Source organism: Microbacterium sp. Marseille-Q6965 (genome assembly GCF_946151065.1).
In the GTDB taxonomy this organism is placed as follows: Bacteria; Actinomycetota; Actinomycetes; order Actinomycetales; family Microbacteriaceae; genus Microbacterium.
This window is the reverse complement of record NZ_CAMGZA010000004.1, coordinates 40,003-57,534: the sequence shown is the minus strand read 5'-3', so window position 1 is coordinate 57,534 and position 17,532 is coordinate 40,003. Positions and strand designations below refer to the sequence as shown.

Sequence of the window (17,532 nt, the reverse complement as noted above, 5' to 3'; positions counted from 1 at the left end):
GAGGTGCGCCCCTTGCAGCGACGTTGCAGGGCCGTCACGCGACCCGCGGTACCGTAGGACGGTGACCCCCGACGATCTGCCCCGGGCGACGTCGGCCGCGGAGCTCTCCCCCGAGCCCGGCCCCCACGAGTCGCGGCCGTCGCAGCCGTCCCGCCGGGCACTGCGTGAAGCGCGCCAGCGCGAGGCCCGCGCGCGCCAGAACGCCGCGACGGCGGCCGCGCCGCCCGTGTCCGCCGCGCCGGCGGCCGCGACCGAGGCTCCGGCGCGCCCCACCAAGCGCGGCCCCTTCGGGAACCGCCCCGCGAAGCCGGCCGCCGCGGCGGCGATGCGCGACGGGATGAGCTCTCGCGCGGCGGATCGGCAGGATCCCGCCCCGACGGCGGTCATGGAACCGGGCAGCGGCCCGTCAGACGCGGCGCCCCTGCCCGCGCCGCCCGTTGCCGCGCGGCGGGTCGCCGCCGACGATCTCACCGCGCTCGTGCCCGCCCCGACCGGGCCCGACGTCGCGCCGTCGCCCGCGCTGAACGAGGAAGACCCCGTGACGGTCCCCGCGGACGCGCCGGCTCCCGCGCCGCGCGCGCTGACGTGGGCCGACCCGCACGCCGTGTCGCAGCGCTCCGCGACCGCCGCGTTCTCCACGGCGCCGCACCGCGCCGTGACAGGACCCGACCTGCTGCCCCCGCGTCGGCGCGGCGCCCTCACGACCCTCGCCCCCGCCGCCACGCTGGGCGCCCTCGCCGTGGCCTATGTCGGCACCTGCGTGTTGTGGCCGCTCGATGCGGTGGCCCCGGAGGTGTCGGCGCAGCAGGTGGCGGTCGCACCGGGCGCGCCGCTCGCCGTGAGCTGGCCCGTGGAGGGATCGGCCGCCATCGCGCCCGTGGGCATGATCGACAGCGCCGCCGCCGACTCGAGCGCGTCGCTGCCGATCGCCAGCATCACCAAGCTCGTCTCGGTGCTCATGATCCTCGACAAGCAGCCGCTGGCGCAGGGCGAGCAGGGACCGTCGTACGCCTTCACGTGGCAGGACTACCGGGACTACCTCGACAACTACCTCTGGGCGGGCCAGTCGTCCCTCGACGTCCCGGTCGACGGCTCGCTGACCCAGTACCAGATGCTCGAGGGCATCCTCATGGGCTCGGCCAACAACTACGTCAATCGCCTCGTCGCCGAGATCTGGGGCTCGAACGAGGCCTTCGCCGCGGAGGCGGCCGAGTGGCTGGCGGCGCATGGCCTGGAGCACACGACGATCGTCGAGCCGAGCGGCATGGACCCTGCCAACACGGCCACCGCCTCCGACGTGCTCCTGCTCGGCCAGCTCGCGCTCGAGCATCCCGTGGTGGCCGAGATCGTCGCGAAGCCCACGACTACGCTGCCCGGTAACGAGGAGCCCGTCGAGAACTCGAACCCACTGCTCGGCGAGGAGGGCATCGTCGGCATCAAGACGGGCACCCTCGACGAGTGGAACCTCGTGTCGGCGAAGCGGATCGACGCGGGTGGCGAGACCGTCACGGTGGTCGCGGCCGTGCTCGGCCAGCCCGACGCCGACACGCGCACCAACGTGAGCCGCGATCTGCTGAACGCGGCGACCGCGTCGCTGCAGCCGACCACCGTCGTGCCGGCCGACACCGTGGTCGCCTCCGTGCGCACCGAGTGGGGCACCAAGGCGGACGTCGTGACGGTGGAGGACACCTCCCTCGTCCTCTGGAACGGTGCCGTCGCACCGGTGGAGCAGCGGATCGACGACGTGCTGGGCGAGCTGAGCGGCGGCACCGTGGGCGAGCTGACGGCCACAGGCTCGTTCGGCACGCAGACTGTGGAGCTCGAGCTGACGGACGACATCGGCGTGCCGAGCCTCGGCTGGCGCCTGACCCACCCGCTCGACCTGCTCGGCCTGCGCTGAGCCGATCGGAGACGACCGGCGGCGGCCGCCGGTCGCTTCCGCGATCCGGTCGCCCGCGTCAGGCCTCGCCGACCGGCTGCTCCTGGTCGGCGGCGGCGTGCTCGAACTGGCTCTGGTAGAGCCGCCAGTAGGCGCCCTGCTGCGCGATCAGCTCGTCGTGGGTGCCCTGCTCCACGATCGCGCCATGCTCCATCACGAGGATGAGGTCGGCGTCTCGGATCGTCGACAGGCGGTGGGCGATGACGAAGGACGTGCGCCCCTCGCGCAGCGCGGCCATCGCCTTCTGCAGCAGCAGCTCCGTGCGCGTATCGACGGAACTCGTGGCCTCGTCGAGGATGAGCACCTGCGGCCGGCGCAGGAAGGCCCGCGCGATCGTGACGAGCTGCCGCTCCCCCGCCGAGACGTTGGCCGCGTCCTCCTCGAGGACGGTGTCGTAACCGTCCGGCAGCGAGTGCACGAACCGGTCGACGTAGGTCGCCTCCGCGGCCTGCTGGATCTCGGCGTCCGTCGCCGCCTCGTTGCCGTAGCGGATGTTGTCGCGGATCGTCCCCGCGAACAGCCACGGGTCCTGCAGCACCATGCCGGTGCGCGAGCGCAGGTCGGCGCGCGTCATCTCGCCCGTGTCCTGCCCGTCGAGCAGGATGGCCCCGCCGTCGAGCTCGTAGAACCGCATGAGCAGGTTGACGAGGGTGGTCTTGCCGGCGCCCGTGGGGCCGACGATCGCGACGGTGTGCCCCGGCTGCACGCGGAAGGACAGGTCGCGGATCAGCGGCTGGTCGGGCGAGTACGAGAACGCGACGTTGCGGAACTCGATCACGCCGGCACCGTCGGCGGGAGCCGTGGGCGCGTCCTCGGCGTCCGGCTCCTCCTCGTCCTCGTCGAGCAGCGCGAACACGCGCTCCGCCGAGGCGGTGCCCGACTGCACGACCGGCAGCATGCCGCCGAGCTCGGTGAGCGGCTGCGTGAACTGCTGGGAGTACTGCACGAACGCCTGCACGTCGCCGATGCGGATCTGGCCGCTGGCGACCATGATGCCGCCGAGGACCGCGATGCCGGCGTAGGTGAGATAGCCCACGAACTGCATCGAGGGCATCATGATGCCCGAGAGGAACTGTGCCTTGAACGACGCCTCGTACAGTTCCTCGTTCTCCTCCTGGAAGGCGGCGGAGACGGCCTTCTCCCGGCCGAACACCTTCACGAGCGCGTGGCCCGAGAACGACTCCTCCACGCGCGAGTTGAGGCGGCCGACCTTCTTCCACTGGGTTTGGAAGGCCTTCTGCGACTTCGGGCCGATGACGCCCATGATCACGCCGATCAGGGGAAGGGACACGAGCGCCACGAGCGCCAGCTGCCACGAGATCGAGAACATCATGCCGACGACGCCGATCACCATGAGCAGCGACGTGATGGCGCCCGACAGTGACTGCTGCAGCGTCTGCGTCATGTTGTCGACGTCGTTGGTGACGCGGCTGATCAGCTCTCCACGCTGCACGCGGTCGAAGTAGCTCAACGGCAGCCGGTGGATCTTCGCCTCGATCTGCTCGCGCACGCGGAACATCGTGCGCACCATGACCACGTTGATGATGTAGCCCTGGATCCACTGCAGCAGCGCACCCACGACGTACACGGCGACGGCCCACATGATCACGGTGCGCAGCGCCTCGAAGTCGATGCCCGTGCCGGGCTGGAAGCTCTGCATGGCCGCGACCATGTTCGCGAAGTCCTGCTGCCCCGCCGCCTCGAGCGCCTGGACCACTTGCTCCTGGGTCATGCCGGCGAACTGGTCGCCGATGAGAAGCCCGACGGCTCCCTCGAAGACGATGTTCGTCGCCTCGCCGAGGACCTTCGGCCCCGCGACCGAGAGCACGACGCCGATGGCACCGAGCACGGTGGCGAATCCGAAGACCCACGCGTAGGGGCGCAGCAGGCCGATGAACCGCAGGAAGCTCGGCCAAAAGTTCTGCGGCTTGCCGCCCATCGCCCCGGGCTCGAAGCCGCCCGAGGCGATCATCGCCTCCTGCGCTTCGAGCTCCTCGACCCGCTCGTCCGTCGCGCTCACGACGCCACTCCCATCTGCGACTCCACGATCTCGCGGTACGTCTGGCTCGACTCGAGCAACTCCTCGTGGGTGCCGAGACCCACCATGCGGCCGTCCTCCAGCACGACGATCCGGTCGGCGTCGGTGATGGTCGAGACACGCTGCGCGACGACGATCTTCGTCACGGCCGGCAGCTCGCGCCACAGCGCCTGGCGCAGCCGCGCATCGGTGGTGAGGTCGAGGGCGGAGAACGAGTCGTCGAAGACGAGGATGTCGGGCTGGTGCACGATCGCCCGGGCGATCGCCAGACGCTGGCGCTGGCCGCCCGACACGTTCGTGCCGCCCTGAGCGATCCGGCTGTCGAGCTGCTCTGGCTTCTCGCGCACGAAGTCGGCGGCCTGGGCGATCTCCAGGGCCCGCCACAGCTCCTCATCCGTGGCGTCCTCGCGGCCGAACCGCAGGTTGGACGCGATCGTGCCGCTGAACAGGAAGGGGCGCTGCGGCACGAGGCCGATGCCGCGCCACAGCACGTCGAGGTCGGCCTGGCGCACGTCCACGCCCTGGACCCGCACGGTTCCCGCGGTCGCGTCGAACAGGCGCGGGATGAGCGAGACGAGGGTCGTCTTGCCCGAGCCGGTCGAACCGATGATCGCCACCGTCTCGCCGGGCTCCGCGCGGAACGAGATGCCCTCGAGCACCGGCTGGTCGGCGCCCGGGTAGGTGAACGACACCCCGTCGAAGGCCACCTCGCCGGGGCGGGTCATCTCGCGGACCGGCTCCGCGGGCCGCACGAGCGTGCTGCGACTGTCGAGCACCTCGCCGATGCGATCGGCCGACACGGAGGCGCGGGGGATCATGATCGCCATGAAGCTCGCCATCATGACGCCGCCGAGGATCTGGCCGACGTACTGCATGAAGGCGAAGATCGTGCCGATCTGCGTGTCGCCGGTGTTCACCTCGAAGGCCCCGAACCACACCACGGCGACCACGGTGACGTTGAGCACGAGCATGACGAGCGGGAACAGCAGCACGAACAGCGAGCCGACCTTGCGCCCGACGACCATGATGTCGACGTTGGCGAGGCGGAAGCGCTCCTGCTCGATGCCCTCGCGCACGAACGCGCGGACGACCCGCACGCCCGTGAGCTGCTCGCGCATCACGCGGTTCACGGCGTCGAGCTTGCCCTGGTAGCTGCGGAACAGTGGAACCATGCGGCCAATGACGAGGCCGGCGAGGACCAGCAGGACGGGGATCGACACCCCCAGGATCCAGCTGAGGCCCACGTCCTGCCGCAGCGCCATGATGATGCCGCCGATCGCCATCATCGGCGCCATCACGAGCATCGTGGCGCCCAGCATGGCGAGCATCTGCACCTGCTGCACGTCGTTCGTGTTGCGGGTGATGAGCGATCCCGCGCCGAAGTGCGACACCTCTCGCTCGCTGAACCCGCTGACGCGCTCGAACACGTCGCGGCGGATGTCGCGGCCCGCACCCATGGCGGCACGCGCCGCGCAGAACGTGGCGAGGATGCCCGCGACGATCTGACCGAGCGCCACGAGCAGCATGAACAGGCCGGTGCGGACGATGTAGGCGACATCGCCGGTGGCGACGCCCTGGTCGATGATCGCCGCGTTCAGGGTGGGCAGATACAGGGCAGCGAGCGCCGACGCGAGCTGGAACACCAGCACGCCGACGAGCATCAGGCGGTAGCGCTTCAGGTAGCGGGCGAGGAGCTTTCCGAGCACGGGTTCTCCGGATCAGGGGCGGGAGGGCGTGCCCGAAGGGAGCACCGTCCGATCGTGCCACGGACCTCCGACACGCGGTAGGCGGGAAACCCCCGCGTCCGCTCCCGGCGGAACGGCGCCGGGGCGTGCGTCCCGCTCCGGGCCCCCGCTGTGAGCCGCGAGCGCGTGGCTCACACGAGTCCGAGCGCCCGGGCCACCGTCTCCAGCCCGGCGAGCGGCTCGTCGCCGAGCATCTGCACGCTGACGTGGTCGGCGCCCGCGTCGAGATGCGCACGCAGGCCCGCGACGACGGCCTCGGTCGTGGTGGGCGTCACGAGGTCGATGAGGCGGTCGCTGCCGAGGTCCGCGAAATCGGCGGGATCCACACCGAAGCGGATGAGGGCGTTGACGTAGTTCTCGAGCCCGAAGTAGCGGCGCAGGTAGCGGCGCGCGATGTGGCGGCCGCGCTCCTGGTCCACGCCGACGACCGCCTTGAGCTCGGGCGCGAGCAGCGGCCCGTGCCCGAGCACGCCGCGCGCGTGCGCGGTGTGGGCAGGGACGGTGAGGTACGGGTGCGCACCGAGCGTGCGCTCCGCCGCGAGAGCGAGCGTGCGGTCGCCCAGCGCCGCCAGCAGCAGCTGCTCACGCGGCACGCCCTCGCCGTCGAGCACGTCGAGGTACGCCCGCAGCGCCGCCAGCGGACGCACGCGCTGGGGCGTCACCTCGCGGTGGCCCGAGCCGATGCCCAGAACGAAGCGACCGGGGTGGCGCTGCTGGATGCGGTGGAACGCCGCGGCGATCGGCCGTGCCTCGTCCCTCCAGATGTTCACGATGCCGGTGGTGACGATGAGGCGCTCGGTCGCGTCCAGCGCGCGCTCCACCACCCCCAGATCGCCGGTCGGGCTGCCGCCGATCCAGAGCGTGCCGTAACCGAGGCGCTCGACGCCGGCGGCGAACTGCCCGTCGACGCCCGATTCCCACCGCCAGACGCCGTACGTGCCGAGATCGTGCGTGCTCACCATGCTCGGGTTCTTTTTCCTCTCACTCGCCGGGGGCGCGGTCCCACAGCGGCCGGGGGCTGCGGTGCGCGAACGCCTCGTCCACCGCCTGCGGCGTCACCTCGGTCAGGGTGGCCGGGCGCCAGCGGGGGGTGCGGTCCTTGTCCACCACCTGTGCCCTGATGCCCTCGGGCATGTCGGGCTGGGTGCGCACGAAGTACGACACGAGATGGTGCTCCTGCTCGATCGCCGCGTTGAGGCCGGGAAGCTCGCGGGAGCGGCGCACGGCCCGCAGGGTGACCTCGAGCGCGAGGGGTGCGCGTTGCTCGAGTTCCGCCAACGCCGCGGCCGGCGTGATCTCGCCGTCGACCTCGCCCATTCCGCGCAGGCGGTCGATGATCTCCGCCACCGATCCGGCCGAGAACGCCTCGTCGATCCACGGCCGCGCCCGCTGCACCGGTCCCGCCTCGGGAGACTCGTCGAACAGCAGCGCAAGCTCGTTGGGCGTGCCCGGATCGGCGCGCGTCTGCAGGGCGTGACGCAGGTCGTCCAGATGTCCCGACGGCACGAGATGGTCGGCGAAGCCGCAGTGGATGGCATCCGCCGGGCCCATGGTCCAGCTCGTGAGCGCCAGGAACTCGCCGAGCCGTCCCGGCGCGTGCGAGAGCAGCCAGGACCCGCCGACGTCCGGTGTGAACCCGAGGCGCGTCTCGGGCATCGCGAGGCGCGAGCGTTCCGTCACGATCCGCACGCCCGCGTGGGCCGACAACCCGATGCCGCCGCCCATCGTGACGCCGTCCATGAACGCCACCACCGGCTTCGGGAACGCGCCGATGAGCGCGTTGGCACGGTACTCCGCGAGGAAGAACGCGTCGACGGCCGCGATGTCGCCCACCACGATGGCGTCGCGGAGAGCACGCACATCGCCGCCGGCGCACAGCCCGCGCTCGCCCGCCCCGTCGATGAGGACGACCTCGATCTCGGGGTCTTCACGCCAGGCGCGCAGCGTGGCGAGGATCGTCTCCACCATGCCGACGTCGACGGCGTTGATCACCTCGGGGCGGTTCAGCGTGATGCGACCGACGCCGCCCCCGGTGCGGGCGAGGACGCGGTCGCGGCTGTCGGTGTCGCTCACGCGGGCCACGTTAGTGGATCGGCGGGAGGGCGCGGCGCGGGGGCCACGGCGCCGTCGATCCGGTATTCCGCGGGTCTATCCGCCAAGATAGAGGTGAACGCTTCATGACGAGAGGGGCCGCATGGCCGACGGGAAAGTGCTCGAGTTCACCGGGGTGACGAAGGTCTTCGGCGACGTCGCCGCGGTCTCCGACCTCACCGCACGGATCGAGCCCGGTTCCGTTACCGCCTTCCTGGGGCCGAACGGCGCTGGGAAGACGACCACGCTGCGCATCCTGCTCGGCCAGCTCAAGCCGTCGAGCGGTCAGGCGACGATCGGCGGCGTGCCGTACGCGCGCATCCCCTCGCCGGCGCGCACCGTGGGCTGGGTGGGCGAGGCCGAGATGGCCTACCGCCCCCGCCGCACCGCCGTGCGGCACCTCACCGGCGTGGCCAAGTCGGCCGGCGTGCCCGTGGCCCGCGTTCGCGAAGTGCTCGACCTGGTCGGCCTCGCCGATGTCGCGGACATGCGCATCGGCGGGTACTCGCTCGGCATGCGGCAGCGGCTCAGCGTGGCCCAGGCGCTCCTGGGCGACCCCGGAGTGCTCGTGTTCGACGAGCCCGCCAACGGGCTCGACCCCGAGGGCATCCGATGGATGCGCCTGCTCATGCGCAGCCTGGCCGATGAGGGACGGACGGTGCTGATGTCGTCGCATCTGCTCAGCGAGGTGCAGCAGATCGCGGACCGCGTCCTGATCATGTCCAACGGCAACCTCGTCTTCAACGGCGGCATCGAGCAGCTGGCCGAGGTGGAGGCGCCCGTCGTCGCCGTCGACTCGCCCGACCGGGCCGCGCTGTCGACCCTGCTGCGCGAGCGCGGCTTCGACTGCGAGGTGCTCCGCTCGGGTCTGAACGTGCGCGGCGCCTCCGCGGAGGAGATCGGCCGTCTCGCCGCCTCGGCCGGCATCGCACTGTCGACGCTGCACCAGCGCACGCCGAGCCTGGAGGACGTGTTCCTCGACCTCGTGAGCGGTCGCCGCTCGCAGCAGACCGCCGCCCTCGGAGCGCCGACCGCCGCGGCCGCGACGCCCGACGCCGTGCCCGCGGTCGAGGAGCGGATCCTCACCCCGGATGCCGGCGACGAGGAGACGGGCACCGCGCATGAGACGGGCGCCGCGCCGACGGGCGACCCCGACGCCGAGACGGACCTCGCGACCGCGGCCGGGCTCGGCGACGCCGCGAGCGTGACCGGCCTCGCCGGCGCCGCCGCCACCGCCTTCGCCGCCGACGCGACCACCCTCGACCCCGAGCCCCTCCCCGGCACGCATACCCTCGAGGAGCAGGCCGCCGACACCCCCAGCGATCCGCCGGCGGACGGCACCGACGAGGAGGAGTCCGGCGCGTCCGACGCCGCGGCCCTCTTTGCCGAGGTGCTCGCCGCGGTGCAGCGGGAGTCGGACGAGCCGGAGGGTCCCGAGGACGACGAGCCCGAGGGCACCGAGGACGCCGAGCCGGCGGGCGCCGAAGACGCCGAGGCGGCGGCCGACGTGCCCGGCACCGGCGTGGAGGACGGCGGCGACAGCCCCTGGTCGGTCGGCCCCAGCTTCGCCGACCGCCTGGGCGAGGCGGCCGAAGCCCCCGCGCGCGAGGAGCCGTTCGACGCCGAGTTCGTACCGAGCTACCTGCTCGAGACGCAGGCCATGGACGTCATTCCCGAGGAAGAGGGCACGGCGAGCGACGAGGTCATCGAGGCCGAGCTGATCGAGGGTCCCGACGGCGATGCCGCCGACGCCGGTCTGGGCGCGGAGGACGCGACCGGAACCGACGACGCCGACCGGTCGACACAGCCCGAACAGCCCGAGCGCCGCGACTGAGTCGAGCGCCCCTCGGGCGGCGGCCGCTCAGCTCGCCGGCGCGGGCCGGGGTGCCGGGACGCGCTTCGGCGCGGGCTTGCGCGCGGGCGCGGGATCGGAGCCCGGCGACTTCTTGCCGCCCGACTTCCGCGGCGATGCGGCCGCCAGCTCGGCGACGTCGGAGGCTTCGGGCACGTCGTCGAGACGCAGCGCCTGCACGAGCGCGAGGCCGTGCCGCGTCGAGAGGATCACCCGCGAGAACGACTCCCCGCGCACCAGCTCGATCACGACGCCGTGACGCTTGCGGCCGTTGAGCACGACGAAGTCGGTGCCCTTGGACGCCCGCCACGTTCCCATGGCGATCGCGCCCGGCACGTGCGTGCCGGCGGCACGGATGCCGCGCAGCCACGTCCACGGCTCATCCGTCAGCTGCACGCGGCGGATCGCCTTCCGCTCCAGCGTGAGCGACTCACGGCGGAACGCGAGGGCGCGCTCGGTCGCCGACAGCACGATCTCGAGGCGCGTCTGGTCGAGGAGCAGCGTCACCATGACCCCATCCTGGCACGCGGCGCGGGACTGCTCCCCGTGCGCGCGCGACGAACGCGCGCGGGCCCGATTGGCCGCCCCCCCACAGCGGGAGGCCGCGCCCCCGCGGCGCGAATCCACGAGGCCACTGCGCCCCCGCGGTGAGAGACTGAAGCGGTGACGCTGATCGACCCGGTCCCCACGACGGCCGACGCGCTCGACCGCGCGGCACACGGCGCCCGGTTGGGGGCGGAGGACGCGCTCGCGCTGCTGCGCGCGGAGGGAGACGACCTCGAGCGCGTGCTCGCGCTCGCCGCGCGGCTGCGTGACGAGGGCCTCGCCGCAGCCGACCGACCGGGGATCATCACCTACTCGCGCAAGGTGTTCATCCCGCTCACCACCCTGTGCCGGGATCGCTGCCACTACTGCGTGTTCGTCGACACCCCCGGTCAGCTGCTGAAGAAGCACAAGCCCGCCTACATGTCCCCCGAGCAGGTGCTCGCCGTCGCCCGGCGCGGCGCCGCGATGGGCTGCAAGGAGGCGCTGCTGACCCTGGGCGACCGCCCGGAGGACCGCTGGCCCGAGGCACGCGCCTGGCTCGACGAGCACGGCTACGCCTCCACCCTCGAATACGTCGGCGCCATGGCCCGCCTCATCACCGCCGAGACCGGCATGCTCGCCCACCTCAACCCCGGCGTCATGCGCCCCCACGAGCTCGAGATGCTGCGCCCGACGGCGCCGTCCATGGGCGTGATGCTCGAGACCACCTCGCGGCGGGTGTTCGAGGAGCCGGGGCAGGTGCACTACGGCTCGCCCGACAAGGATCCGGCGGTGCGGCTGCAGCTGATCGACGACGCCGGCAGCGCGCGGATCCCGTTCACCACGGGCATCCTCGTCAGCATCGGCGAGGAGCTGCGCGACCGCGCCGAGTCGATCGTCGCGCTGCGCGACGCGCACGAGCGCCACGGGCACATCCAGGAGGTCATCGTCCAGAACTTCCGGGCGAAGCCCCGCACCGCCGCGGCGGGCGCGCCGGACGCCTCGCTGCTCGAGTACGCCGCGGCCGTCGCGGTGACGCGCATCGTCATGGGTCCCGGTATGCGCGTGCAGGTGCCGCCGAACCTCTCCGATGCGACCGAGTTCGGTCTGCTCGTGCGCGCCGGCATCGACGACTGGGGCGGCGTGTCGCCGCTCACGGCCGACCACGTCAACCCCGAGCGCCCGTGGCCGCACCTCGATGACCTCGCCGCGGCCACCGCCGCGCTGGGCTTCACGCTGCGCGAGCGGCTGACGGCTCACCCGCCGTACGTGCGCGACCCCGACTGGATCGACGCGCAGCTGCGCCCCGCCGTGCTCGCGCTGGCCGGCGCAGACGGGCTCGCCGTCGAGGGCCTGCGGCCCGTCGGGCGCGGCGGCGCCCGCGCCGACGAGCACCACGCCGCCTCGACCGCAGTGCCGGAGGCTCGCGAGCAGACGCCCACCCTCGTGTCGTCCGGATCCACGGGGCTCATCGCCGCGGTGATCGACCGCGCCGCGCAGGACCCCGCCTCGCTCGACGATGCCGAGTGGGAGCGCCTGCTGCTCGCCACCGGCGACGACCTGGAGGCGCTCGTGCGCACGGCGGACGACGTGCGCCGGTACACCGTGGGCGAGGCGGTGAGCATCGTCGCGAACCGCAACATCGCCTCGACGGGGTACCGCTCCTCTGGCGCCGGCGCCGCCACCCTCCGCGCGGCGGGCATGAGTCAGGACGGCGAGTCGTACGATCTCGAGGCGCTCGCCGCGGCGGCGCGCGACGCGTGGGACCTCGGGCTCTCCGAGCTGTGCGTGCAGGGTCTCGTCGATCCCGCCGAACCGGCCGATGCGTACCTCGACATCGCCCGCACGGTGAGGCACGCGGCGCCCGGTCTGCACCTGCACGCGTATCGCCCGCAGGATCTCGCCGACCTCGCCGACCGGTCGGGACTCGGGCTGGCGGGAGCGCTGCACGCCCTGCGCGAGGCCGGCGTCGACTCCGTGCCCGGCACGGGGATCAAGCTCGCCAGCGAGCGGGTGCGGGCGCTCGTGGCGCCCGGCGACCTGGAGATCGACCGCTGGACCGAGACGATCGTGGCCGCGCACGAGGCCGGCTTCTCCTCGACCTCCGTGATGTTCTACGGCCACGTCGAGACCGCGGGCGAGCGGATCGCGCACCTGCGGCACCTCCTGGCCATCCAGGCGCGCACGCGCGGCTTCACCGAGTTCGTGCCCATCCCGCTACCCGGCCCCGCCGGCGGCGTCCCGCTCGTGCCGCATCGCGCGGCGCTCGATGAGCACCGCGCGATGATGGCGGTCTCGCGCCTCATGCTCGGCGAGTCCATCCGCCATCTGCAGGTGCCGTGGACCCGCCACGATCGCGCCACGACCGCCGAGCTGCTGGGCAGCGGCGCCGACGACCTCGGCGGCACCCTGCTCGACGGTCGGGTGCTGCCGCGGGCGGGCGTCGAGGCGGGGCAGGAGCTGCCCCTGACGGAGGCGCGCCGCCTCGTGGAGCGGCTGTTCCGCCCCTTCCGGCTGCGCACCACCACGTACGGCGAGCCGACGGCGGAACGCAAGGCCGCCGCCGAGGCGGGCGCCGCCGGCACCGCTCCCCCTGCCGGAGCGGGCCGATGACCGCCGTCATCGTCGGGGCCGGCTTTGCGGGCATCGCCGCCGCGATCGCGCTACGCCGGCGCGGGGTCGACGACTTCGTCGTGCTCGAGCGCGCCGACGCGGTGGGCGGCACGTGGCGCGACAACACCTACCCGGGCGTTGCCTGCGACGTGCCGTCGCACCTGTACGGGCTCGCGACGCACTCGTGGCCGGAGTGGTCGCGCACGTTCGCACCGGGCAACGAGATCCGCGGCTACCTCGAGCACGTCGTCCGGGCCGAGGGCCTCGAGCGTCACCTGCGGCTGGGGACCGCCCTCGCCGGCGCCCGGTGGGACGGCGCCCGGTGGATCGTCCGCACCACCGGCGCCGCGCCGACGCACGACGAAGACGAGGCGGGCCGGGGCGCCGCCGTCGAGGGCCCCGGCGCCATCGCGCGCGTTTCTCCCTCGTTGCGCACGGAGGAGGAGATCGTCGCCGAGCACCTCATCCTGGCGTGCGGGCGTCTGACCGAACCCCGCATCCCCCACGTGACGGGACTGGGGTCCTTCCCCGGCCCGGTGTTCCACTCCGCGCGCTGGCGGCACGACGTGCCGCTGGAGGGGACGCGGATCGCGGTGGCGGGCACCGGCGCGAGCGCCGTGCAGCTCGTGCCCGAGCTCGTGCGTCGCGGCGCCCACGTCACCCTCATGCAGCGCACGCCGGCCTGGATCGTGCCACGAGGCGACCGGGCGGTGCCGGCCGACGAGCGGGCGGCATGGCGCGACGATCCCGACGCGCTGCGCGCCGTGCGAGAGCGGCTCTACGCGGAGGGCGAGGCGCGCTTCCCCTCGCGGTCCGGAGACCCCGAGGCGGCCGCCGAGGCCCGGGCCGTCGCCCTCGCGCACCTCGAGGCGCAGGTGCCCGATCCGGCGCTGCGCCGCGCCCTGACCCCCGAGTACGCCTTCGGCTGCCGCCGCGTGCTGCTGAGCGACGACTTCTACCCCGCCATCGCATCGGGCGCGGTCACGCTCGTCCCCAGCGCCCTCGCGGCGGCGGACGGGCCGGAGCTGATCGCCGCCGACGGGAGCCGACACGAGGTCGACGCGCTCGTCCTGGCCACCGGCTTCCAGGCTGCCCGCCAGCCGTACGCGCGCCTGGTCACCGGCGAGCGCGGCCACACGCTCGACGAGCACTGGTCGGGCGGCTTCACCGCCGTCGGCTCCACCCTCGTTCACGACTTCCCCCATCTCTTCGTGCTCGGCGGGCCGAACGCCGCGCTCGGCCACAACTCGGCCGTGCTCGTGCTCGAGGCGCAGGCGGAGTTCGCCGCCGACCTCATCGCCGCCGGCGCCCCCGTGCGCGTCACCGCGGCGGAGGAGGCCGCGGACTCGAGCGAGATCGACGCGCTGGCCGCCGGCACCCCCTGGCTGACCGGTGGCTGCCGCAGTTGGTACGTCGACGAGCGCAGCGGCCGGCTCACGCTGCTGTGGCCGGGCACCGTCTCGGCCTTCCGCGAGCGTCTCGACCGCGTCCGCGAGCACCTGATCCGCGCCACCCGATCCCCCCTGACCGTAGGAGCATCATGAGCGTTCCCATCCGATTCGGCTACAAGGCCTCCTCCGAGCAGTTCGGCCCGCGCGAGCTGCTCGACTACGCCGTGCTGGCGGAGGAGGTCGGCTTCGACTCCGTGTTCCTCAGCGACCACCTGCAGCCGTGGATGCACGAGGGCGGGCACGCCCCCGCCGCGCTGCCCTGGCTCGGATCGGTCGGCGAGCGCACCTCCCGCGTGCTGCTGGGCACGTCTGTGCTCACGCCGACGTTCCGGTACCACCCGGGCGTCGTCGCGCAGGCCTTCGGCACGCTCGGGGCGATGTACCCGGGGCGGATGATCCTGGGCGTCGGCACGGGGGAGGCGCTCAACGAGGTGACGCTCGGTCTGGAGTGGCCCGAGCCGCCCGAGCGCTTCCAGCGCATGAAGGAGGCGATCACCCTCATCCGCCGGCTCTGGGAGGACGAGCGCGTCACCTTCGAGGGCACCTACTACTCGGTGAGCAACGCGACGATCTATGACCGCCCCGACCAGCCCGTGCCCGTGTACATCGGCGCGTCGGGGCCCGCCGCCACCCGCCTGGCGGGCCGCATGGCGGACGGGTGGATCACGACGAGCGGCAAGGACCCCGAGCTCTACACCGACAAGCTCATCCCCGCCTTCGAGGAGGGACTGTCCAAGGGCGAGCGCGACCGCGGCGAGGTCGACACCATGATCGAGGTGAAGGTCTCGTTCCGCCCCGATCGCGCGAAGGCGCTGGAGAACACCCGGTTCTGGGCACCGTTGGCGCTGAAGCCCGAGGAGAAGACCGGCGTGCACGATCCGATCGAGATGCAGCGCCGGGCGGAGGAGCTGCCGATCGAGCGGGCCGCGAGCCGGTTCATCGTGAGCGACGACGTCGAGGAGCACATCGCCGCCATCGAGCGCTATCTCGACCTCGGGTTCCGCCACCTCGTCTTCCATGACCCCGGCCACGACCAGGAGGCCTTCCTGCGCCTCTACGGCGAGGAGGTGCTGCCGCGCCTGCGTGAGCGGCACGGCGCGTGAGAGTCGCCGGCGGCGGTTGGAGCGTCGTCGTCCCCGTCAAGCCCGCCGCCATCGGCAAGTCGCGGCTCGTCGTTCCCGATGTCGACCGCGCCGCGCTCGCGGCGGCGATCGCGCTCGACACCATCGCGGCGGTGACGCGCGCACGCCTCGTCGCCGAGGTGGTCGTCGTCACCGACGACCCGGGCGTCCGGGCCGAGCTCGCCGCGATGCACAACGAAGGAGATGGGGTGGCCGACGACCCGGGGTCGGGGCCGGTCTGGCGCGATGATCCTTCGTCGTGCACGGTGCGGGCAGTGGCCGACCCGGGAGGCGGACTGAACGCCGCCATCGCCGCCGGCCTCGACGCGGCCAGCGGCGCGGCGCGCGCGGCCCTGCTGGGCGACGTGCCCGCGCTGCGGCCCGCCGATCTGGACGCCGCGCTGACGCTCGCCGGCGCGGGGGGCGCCGCAGCCGTGCCCGACGCGGAGGGCACCGGCACCACGCTGCTCGCACACGCGCGCGAGGAGATCCTGCGCTTCGGCCCCGATTCGTTCGCGCGGCACCTCGCGGCCGGCGCGCGCGGACTCGACGTGCCGCCCGGCTCGAGCCTGCGGCGCGACGTCGACACCCTCGCGCAGCTCGAGGCGGCGCGCCGGGCCGGGCTCGGCCCCCGCACCAGGGCCATCCTCGGCGGCTAGGTGCGCGGGGCCGCTCCGTGAGCATCGGCGGCGAGGTGCGGGCGCCTCGGCGGCTCGGTGCGACCCCGAGCCCGGCGGCGCCCCTGCCGCAGCCCCGCCGCCCGCCGTGGCGGGGCCCGCGCGGGTCGTCAGGCGGTGGCGGCGCGGGTCGTCAGGCGGTGGCGGCGGCGGTGGCGGCGGCCTTCGCGGCCGCCGGGAGCGCCTCGGCGATGCGCGCCAGGGCGGCGTCGTCGTGCGCGGCGGTGAGGAACCACGCCTCGAAGATGCTGGGCGGCAGGTGCACCCCGGCGTCGAGCATGGCGTGGAAGAACGGGATGTAGCGGAAGGCGTCCTGCGTCTTGGCCTGCTCGTACGTGACGGGCGCCTCCGGCAGGAAGGCCAGGCCGAACAGCGTCCCCACCCGGGGGATCGCGTGCGCCACCCCCTCCGTGGCCAGGGCATCCGAGAGCGCGTCGATGACCGCCGTGGACGCCGCGTCGATGGTCGCGTACACCTCGGGCGTCGCCAGTTCGAGCGTGCGGATGCCGGCGGCGACCGAAAGCGGGTTCCCCGAGAGGGTGCCCGCCTGGTAGACCGGGCCCACGGGCGCGAGGTGCTCCATGATCGCCCGCTTGCCGCCCAGCGCGGCCAGCGGCATGCCGCCGCCGACCACCTTGCCGAACGTGATGATGTCGGGCTCGTACACCTCGCCCGCCTCGACCTGCAGCCCCCACATGCCCGCCGGGTGGGCGCGGAAGCCGGTGAGCACCTCGTCGAGGATGAGGAGCGCGCCGTGGCCGTGCGCGATCTCGGCGAGCCCGCTGTTGAACCCGGGCGGCGGCACAACCACGCCCATGTTGGCGGGAGCCGCCTCGACGATGATCGCGGCGATGCGGTCGCCGTGCGCGGCGAACGCCTCGCGCACCGCATCGAGGTCGCCGTACGGCACGACGAGGGTCTGCGCGGCGACGGCGGCGGGCACGCCGGCGGTGCCGGGCAGGGCGAGGGTGGCGACACCGGACCCCGCCGAGGCGAGCAGCCCGTCGGAGTGGCCGTGGTAGTTGCCGTCGAACTTCACGAGCAGATCGCGGCGGGTCACGCCGCGCGCGAGCCGGATCGCGGTCATCGTCGCCTCGGTACCGGTGGAGACCAGCCGCACCTCCTCGACCGGGCTCAGGTCGCCGGCGCGCACGCGCTGGGTGATCAGTTCCGCCAGTCGCACCTCCCCCTCGGTGGGGGCGCCGAACGACAGCCCTCGCGTCGCGGCGTCCTGCACCGCAGCCACCACCTCGGGGTGCGCGTGACCGAGCAGGGCGGGGCCCCATGAGGCGACGAGATCGACGTACTCGCGCCCCGCCGCGTCGGTCACATACGCGCCGCGCGCCGAGGCGAGGAACCGCGGCGTGCCGCCCACCGATCCGTACGCCCGGACCGGCGAGTTCACCCCGCCAGGGATGACGTCGCGGGCGTGAGCGAACAGTTCCTCATTGCGATCGGCCATGCCTCCATTCTCCCGGAC

Annotated in this window: 12 protein-coding genes; 6 read left to right on the top strand and 6 right to left on the bottom strand. The window is 73.4% G+C overall.

The window, feature by feature from the left end; all coding sequences use genetic code 11:
* Window positions 1–61: 61 nt before the first annotated feature.
* Entirely contained in the window at window positions 62–1,900 is a 1,839-nt protein-coding gene (locus N8N77_RS11020) for a D-alanyl-D-alanine carboxypeptidase family protein (RefSeq protein ID WP_261166916.1), read from the top strand.
* A gap of 58 nt (window positions 1,901–1,958) precedes the next feature.
* Here N8N77_RS11020 and N8N77_RS11015 read toward each other — a convergent pair whose 3' ends face one another.
* The 4 genes from N8N77_RS11015 to N8N77_RS11000 form a co-directional block, all read right to left on the bottom strand.
* Window positions 1,959–3,911, bottom strand: a complete 1,953-nt coding sequence (locus tag N8N77_RS11015; RefSeq protein ID WP_261167149.1) for an ABC transporter ATP-binding protein — start codon at window positions 3,909–3,911, stop codon at window positions 1,959–1,961.
* A 44-nt stretch (window positions 3,912–3,955) separates the two neighbouring features.
* On the bottom strand, window positions 3,956–5,683 hold the full coding sequence (locus N8N77_RS11010) for an ABC transporter ATP-binding protein (protein ID WP_261166915.1): 1,728 nt from the start codon (window positions 5,681–5,683) through the stop codon (window positions 3,956–3,958).
* A 170-nt stretch (window positions 5,684–5,853) separates the two neighbouring features.
* Window positions 5,854–6,684 (bottom strand): TIGR03620 family F420-dependent LLM class oxidoreductase, encoded by an 831-nt coding sequence (locus N8N77_RS11005; RefSeq protein ID WP_261166914.1) that lies wholly within the window; start codon window positions 6,682–6,684, stop codon window positions 5,854–5,856.
* 19 nt (window positions 6,685–6,703) lie between these two features.
* A complete protein-coding gene (locus tag N8N77_RS11000; RefSeq protein ID WP_261166913.1) occupies window positions 6,704–7,795 on the bottom strand; it encodes an enoyl-CoA hydratase/isomerase family protein in 1,092 nt (363 codons plus the stop codon).
* Window positions 7,796–7,916: 121 nt separating this feature from the next.
* Between N8N77_RS11000 and N8N77_RS10995 the strand changes: the two genes are divergently transcribed.
* A complete protein-coding gene (locus N8N77_RS10995) occupies window positions 7,917–9,647 on the top strand; it encodes an ABC transporter ATP-binding protein (RefSeq protein WP_261166912.1) in 1,731 nt (576 codons plus the stop codon).
* Between the two features lie 27 nt (window positions 9,648–9,674).
* On the opposite strand, the gene N8N77_RS10990 is transcribed toward N8N77_RS10995, so the two are convergent.
* Window positions 9,675–10,175, bottom strand: coding sequence for a hypothetical protein (locus N8N77_RS10990; RefSeq protein WP_261166911.1), 501 nt, complete (start codon window positions 10,173–10,175; stop codon window positions 9,675–9,677).
* A gap of 153 nt (window positions 10,176–10,328) precedes the next feature.
* Between N8N77_RS10990 and cofG the strand changes: the two genes are divergently transcribed.
* From cofG to cofC, 4 genes are read left to right on the top strand one after another with little or no spacing between them, the layout of a single operon-like run.
* On the top strand, window positions 10,329–12,803 hold the full coding sequence (gene cofG, locus N8N77_RS10985) for a 7,8-didemethyl-8-hydroxy-5-deazariboflavin synthase CofG (RefSeq protein WP_261166910.1): 2,475 nt from the start codon (window positions 10,329–10,331) through the stop codon (window positions 12,801–12,803).
* On the top strand, window positions 12,800–14,347 hold the full coding sequence (locus N8N77_RS10980; protein WP_261166909.1) for an NAD(P)/FAD-dependent oxidoreductase: 1,548 nt from the start codon (window positions 12,800–12,802) through the stop codon (window positions 14,345–14,347). Before cofG ends, N8N77_RS10980 begins: the two co-directional genes overlap by 4 nt.
* Window positions 14,344–15,357 (top strand): glucose-6-phosphate dehydrogenase (coenzyme-F420), encoded by a 1,014-nt coding sequence (gene fgd, locus N8N77_RS10975; protein ID WP_261166908.1) that lies wholly within the window; start codon window positions 14,344–14,346, stop codon window positions 15,355–15,357. The genes N8N77_RS10980 and fgd overlap by 4 nt, the downstream gene beginning before the upstream one ends.
* Window positions 15,354–16,034 (top strand): 2-phospho-L-lactate guanylyltransferase, encoded by a 681-nt coding sequence (cofC, locus tag N8N77_RS10970; protein ID WP_261166907.1) that lies wholly within the window; start codon window positions 15,354–15,356, stop codon window positions 16,032–16,034. The genes fgd and cofC overlap by 4 nt, the downstream gene beginning before the upstream one ends.
* Before the next feature lie 151 nt (window positions 16,035–16,185).
* Here the strand turns inward: cofC and N8N77_RS10965 are convergent, their stop codons facing one another.
* A complete protein-coding gene (locus N8N77_RS10965) occupies window positions 16,186–17,514 on the bottom strand; it encodes a glutamate-1-semialdehyde 2,1-aminomutase (protein ID WP_261166906.1) in 1,329 nt (442 codons plus the stop codon).
* Window positions 17,515–17,532 lie beyond the last annotated feature (18 nt).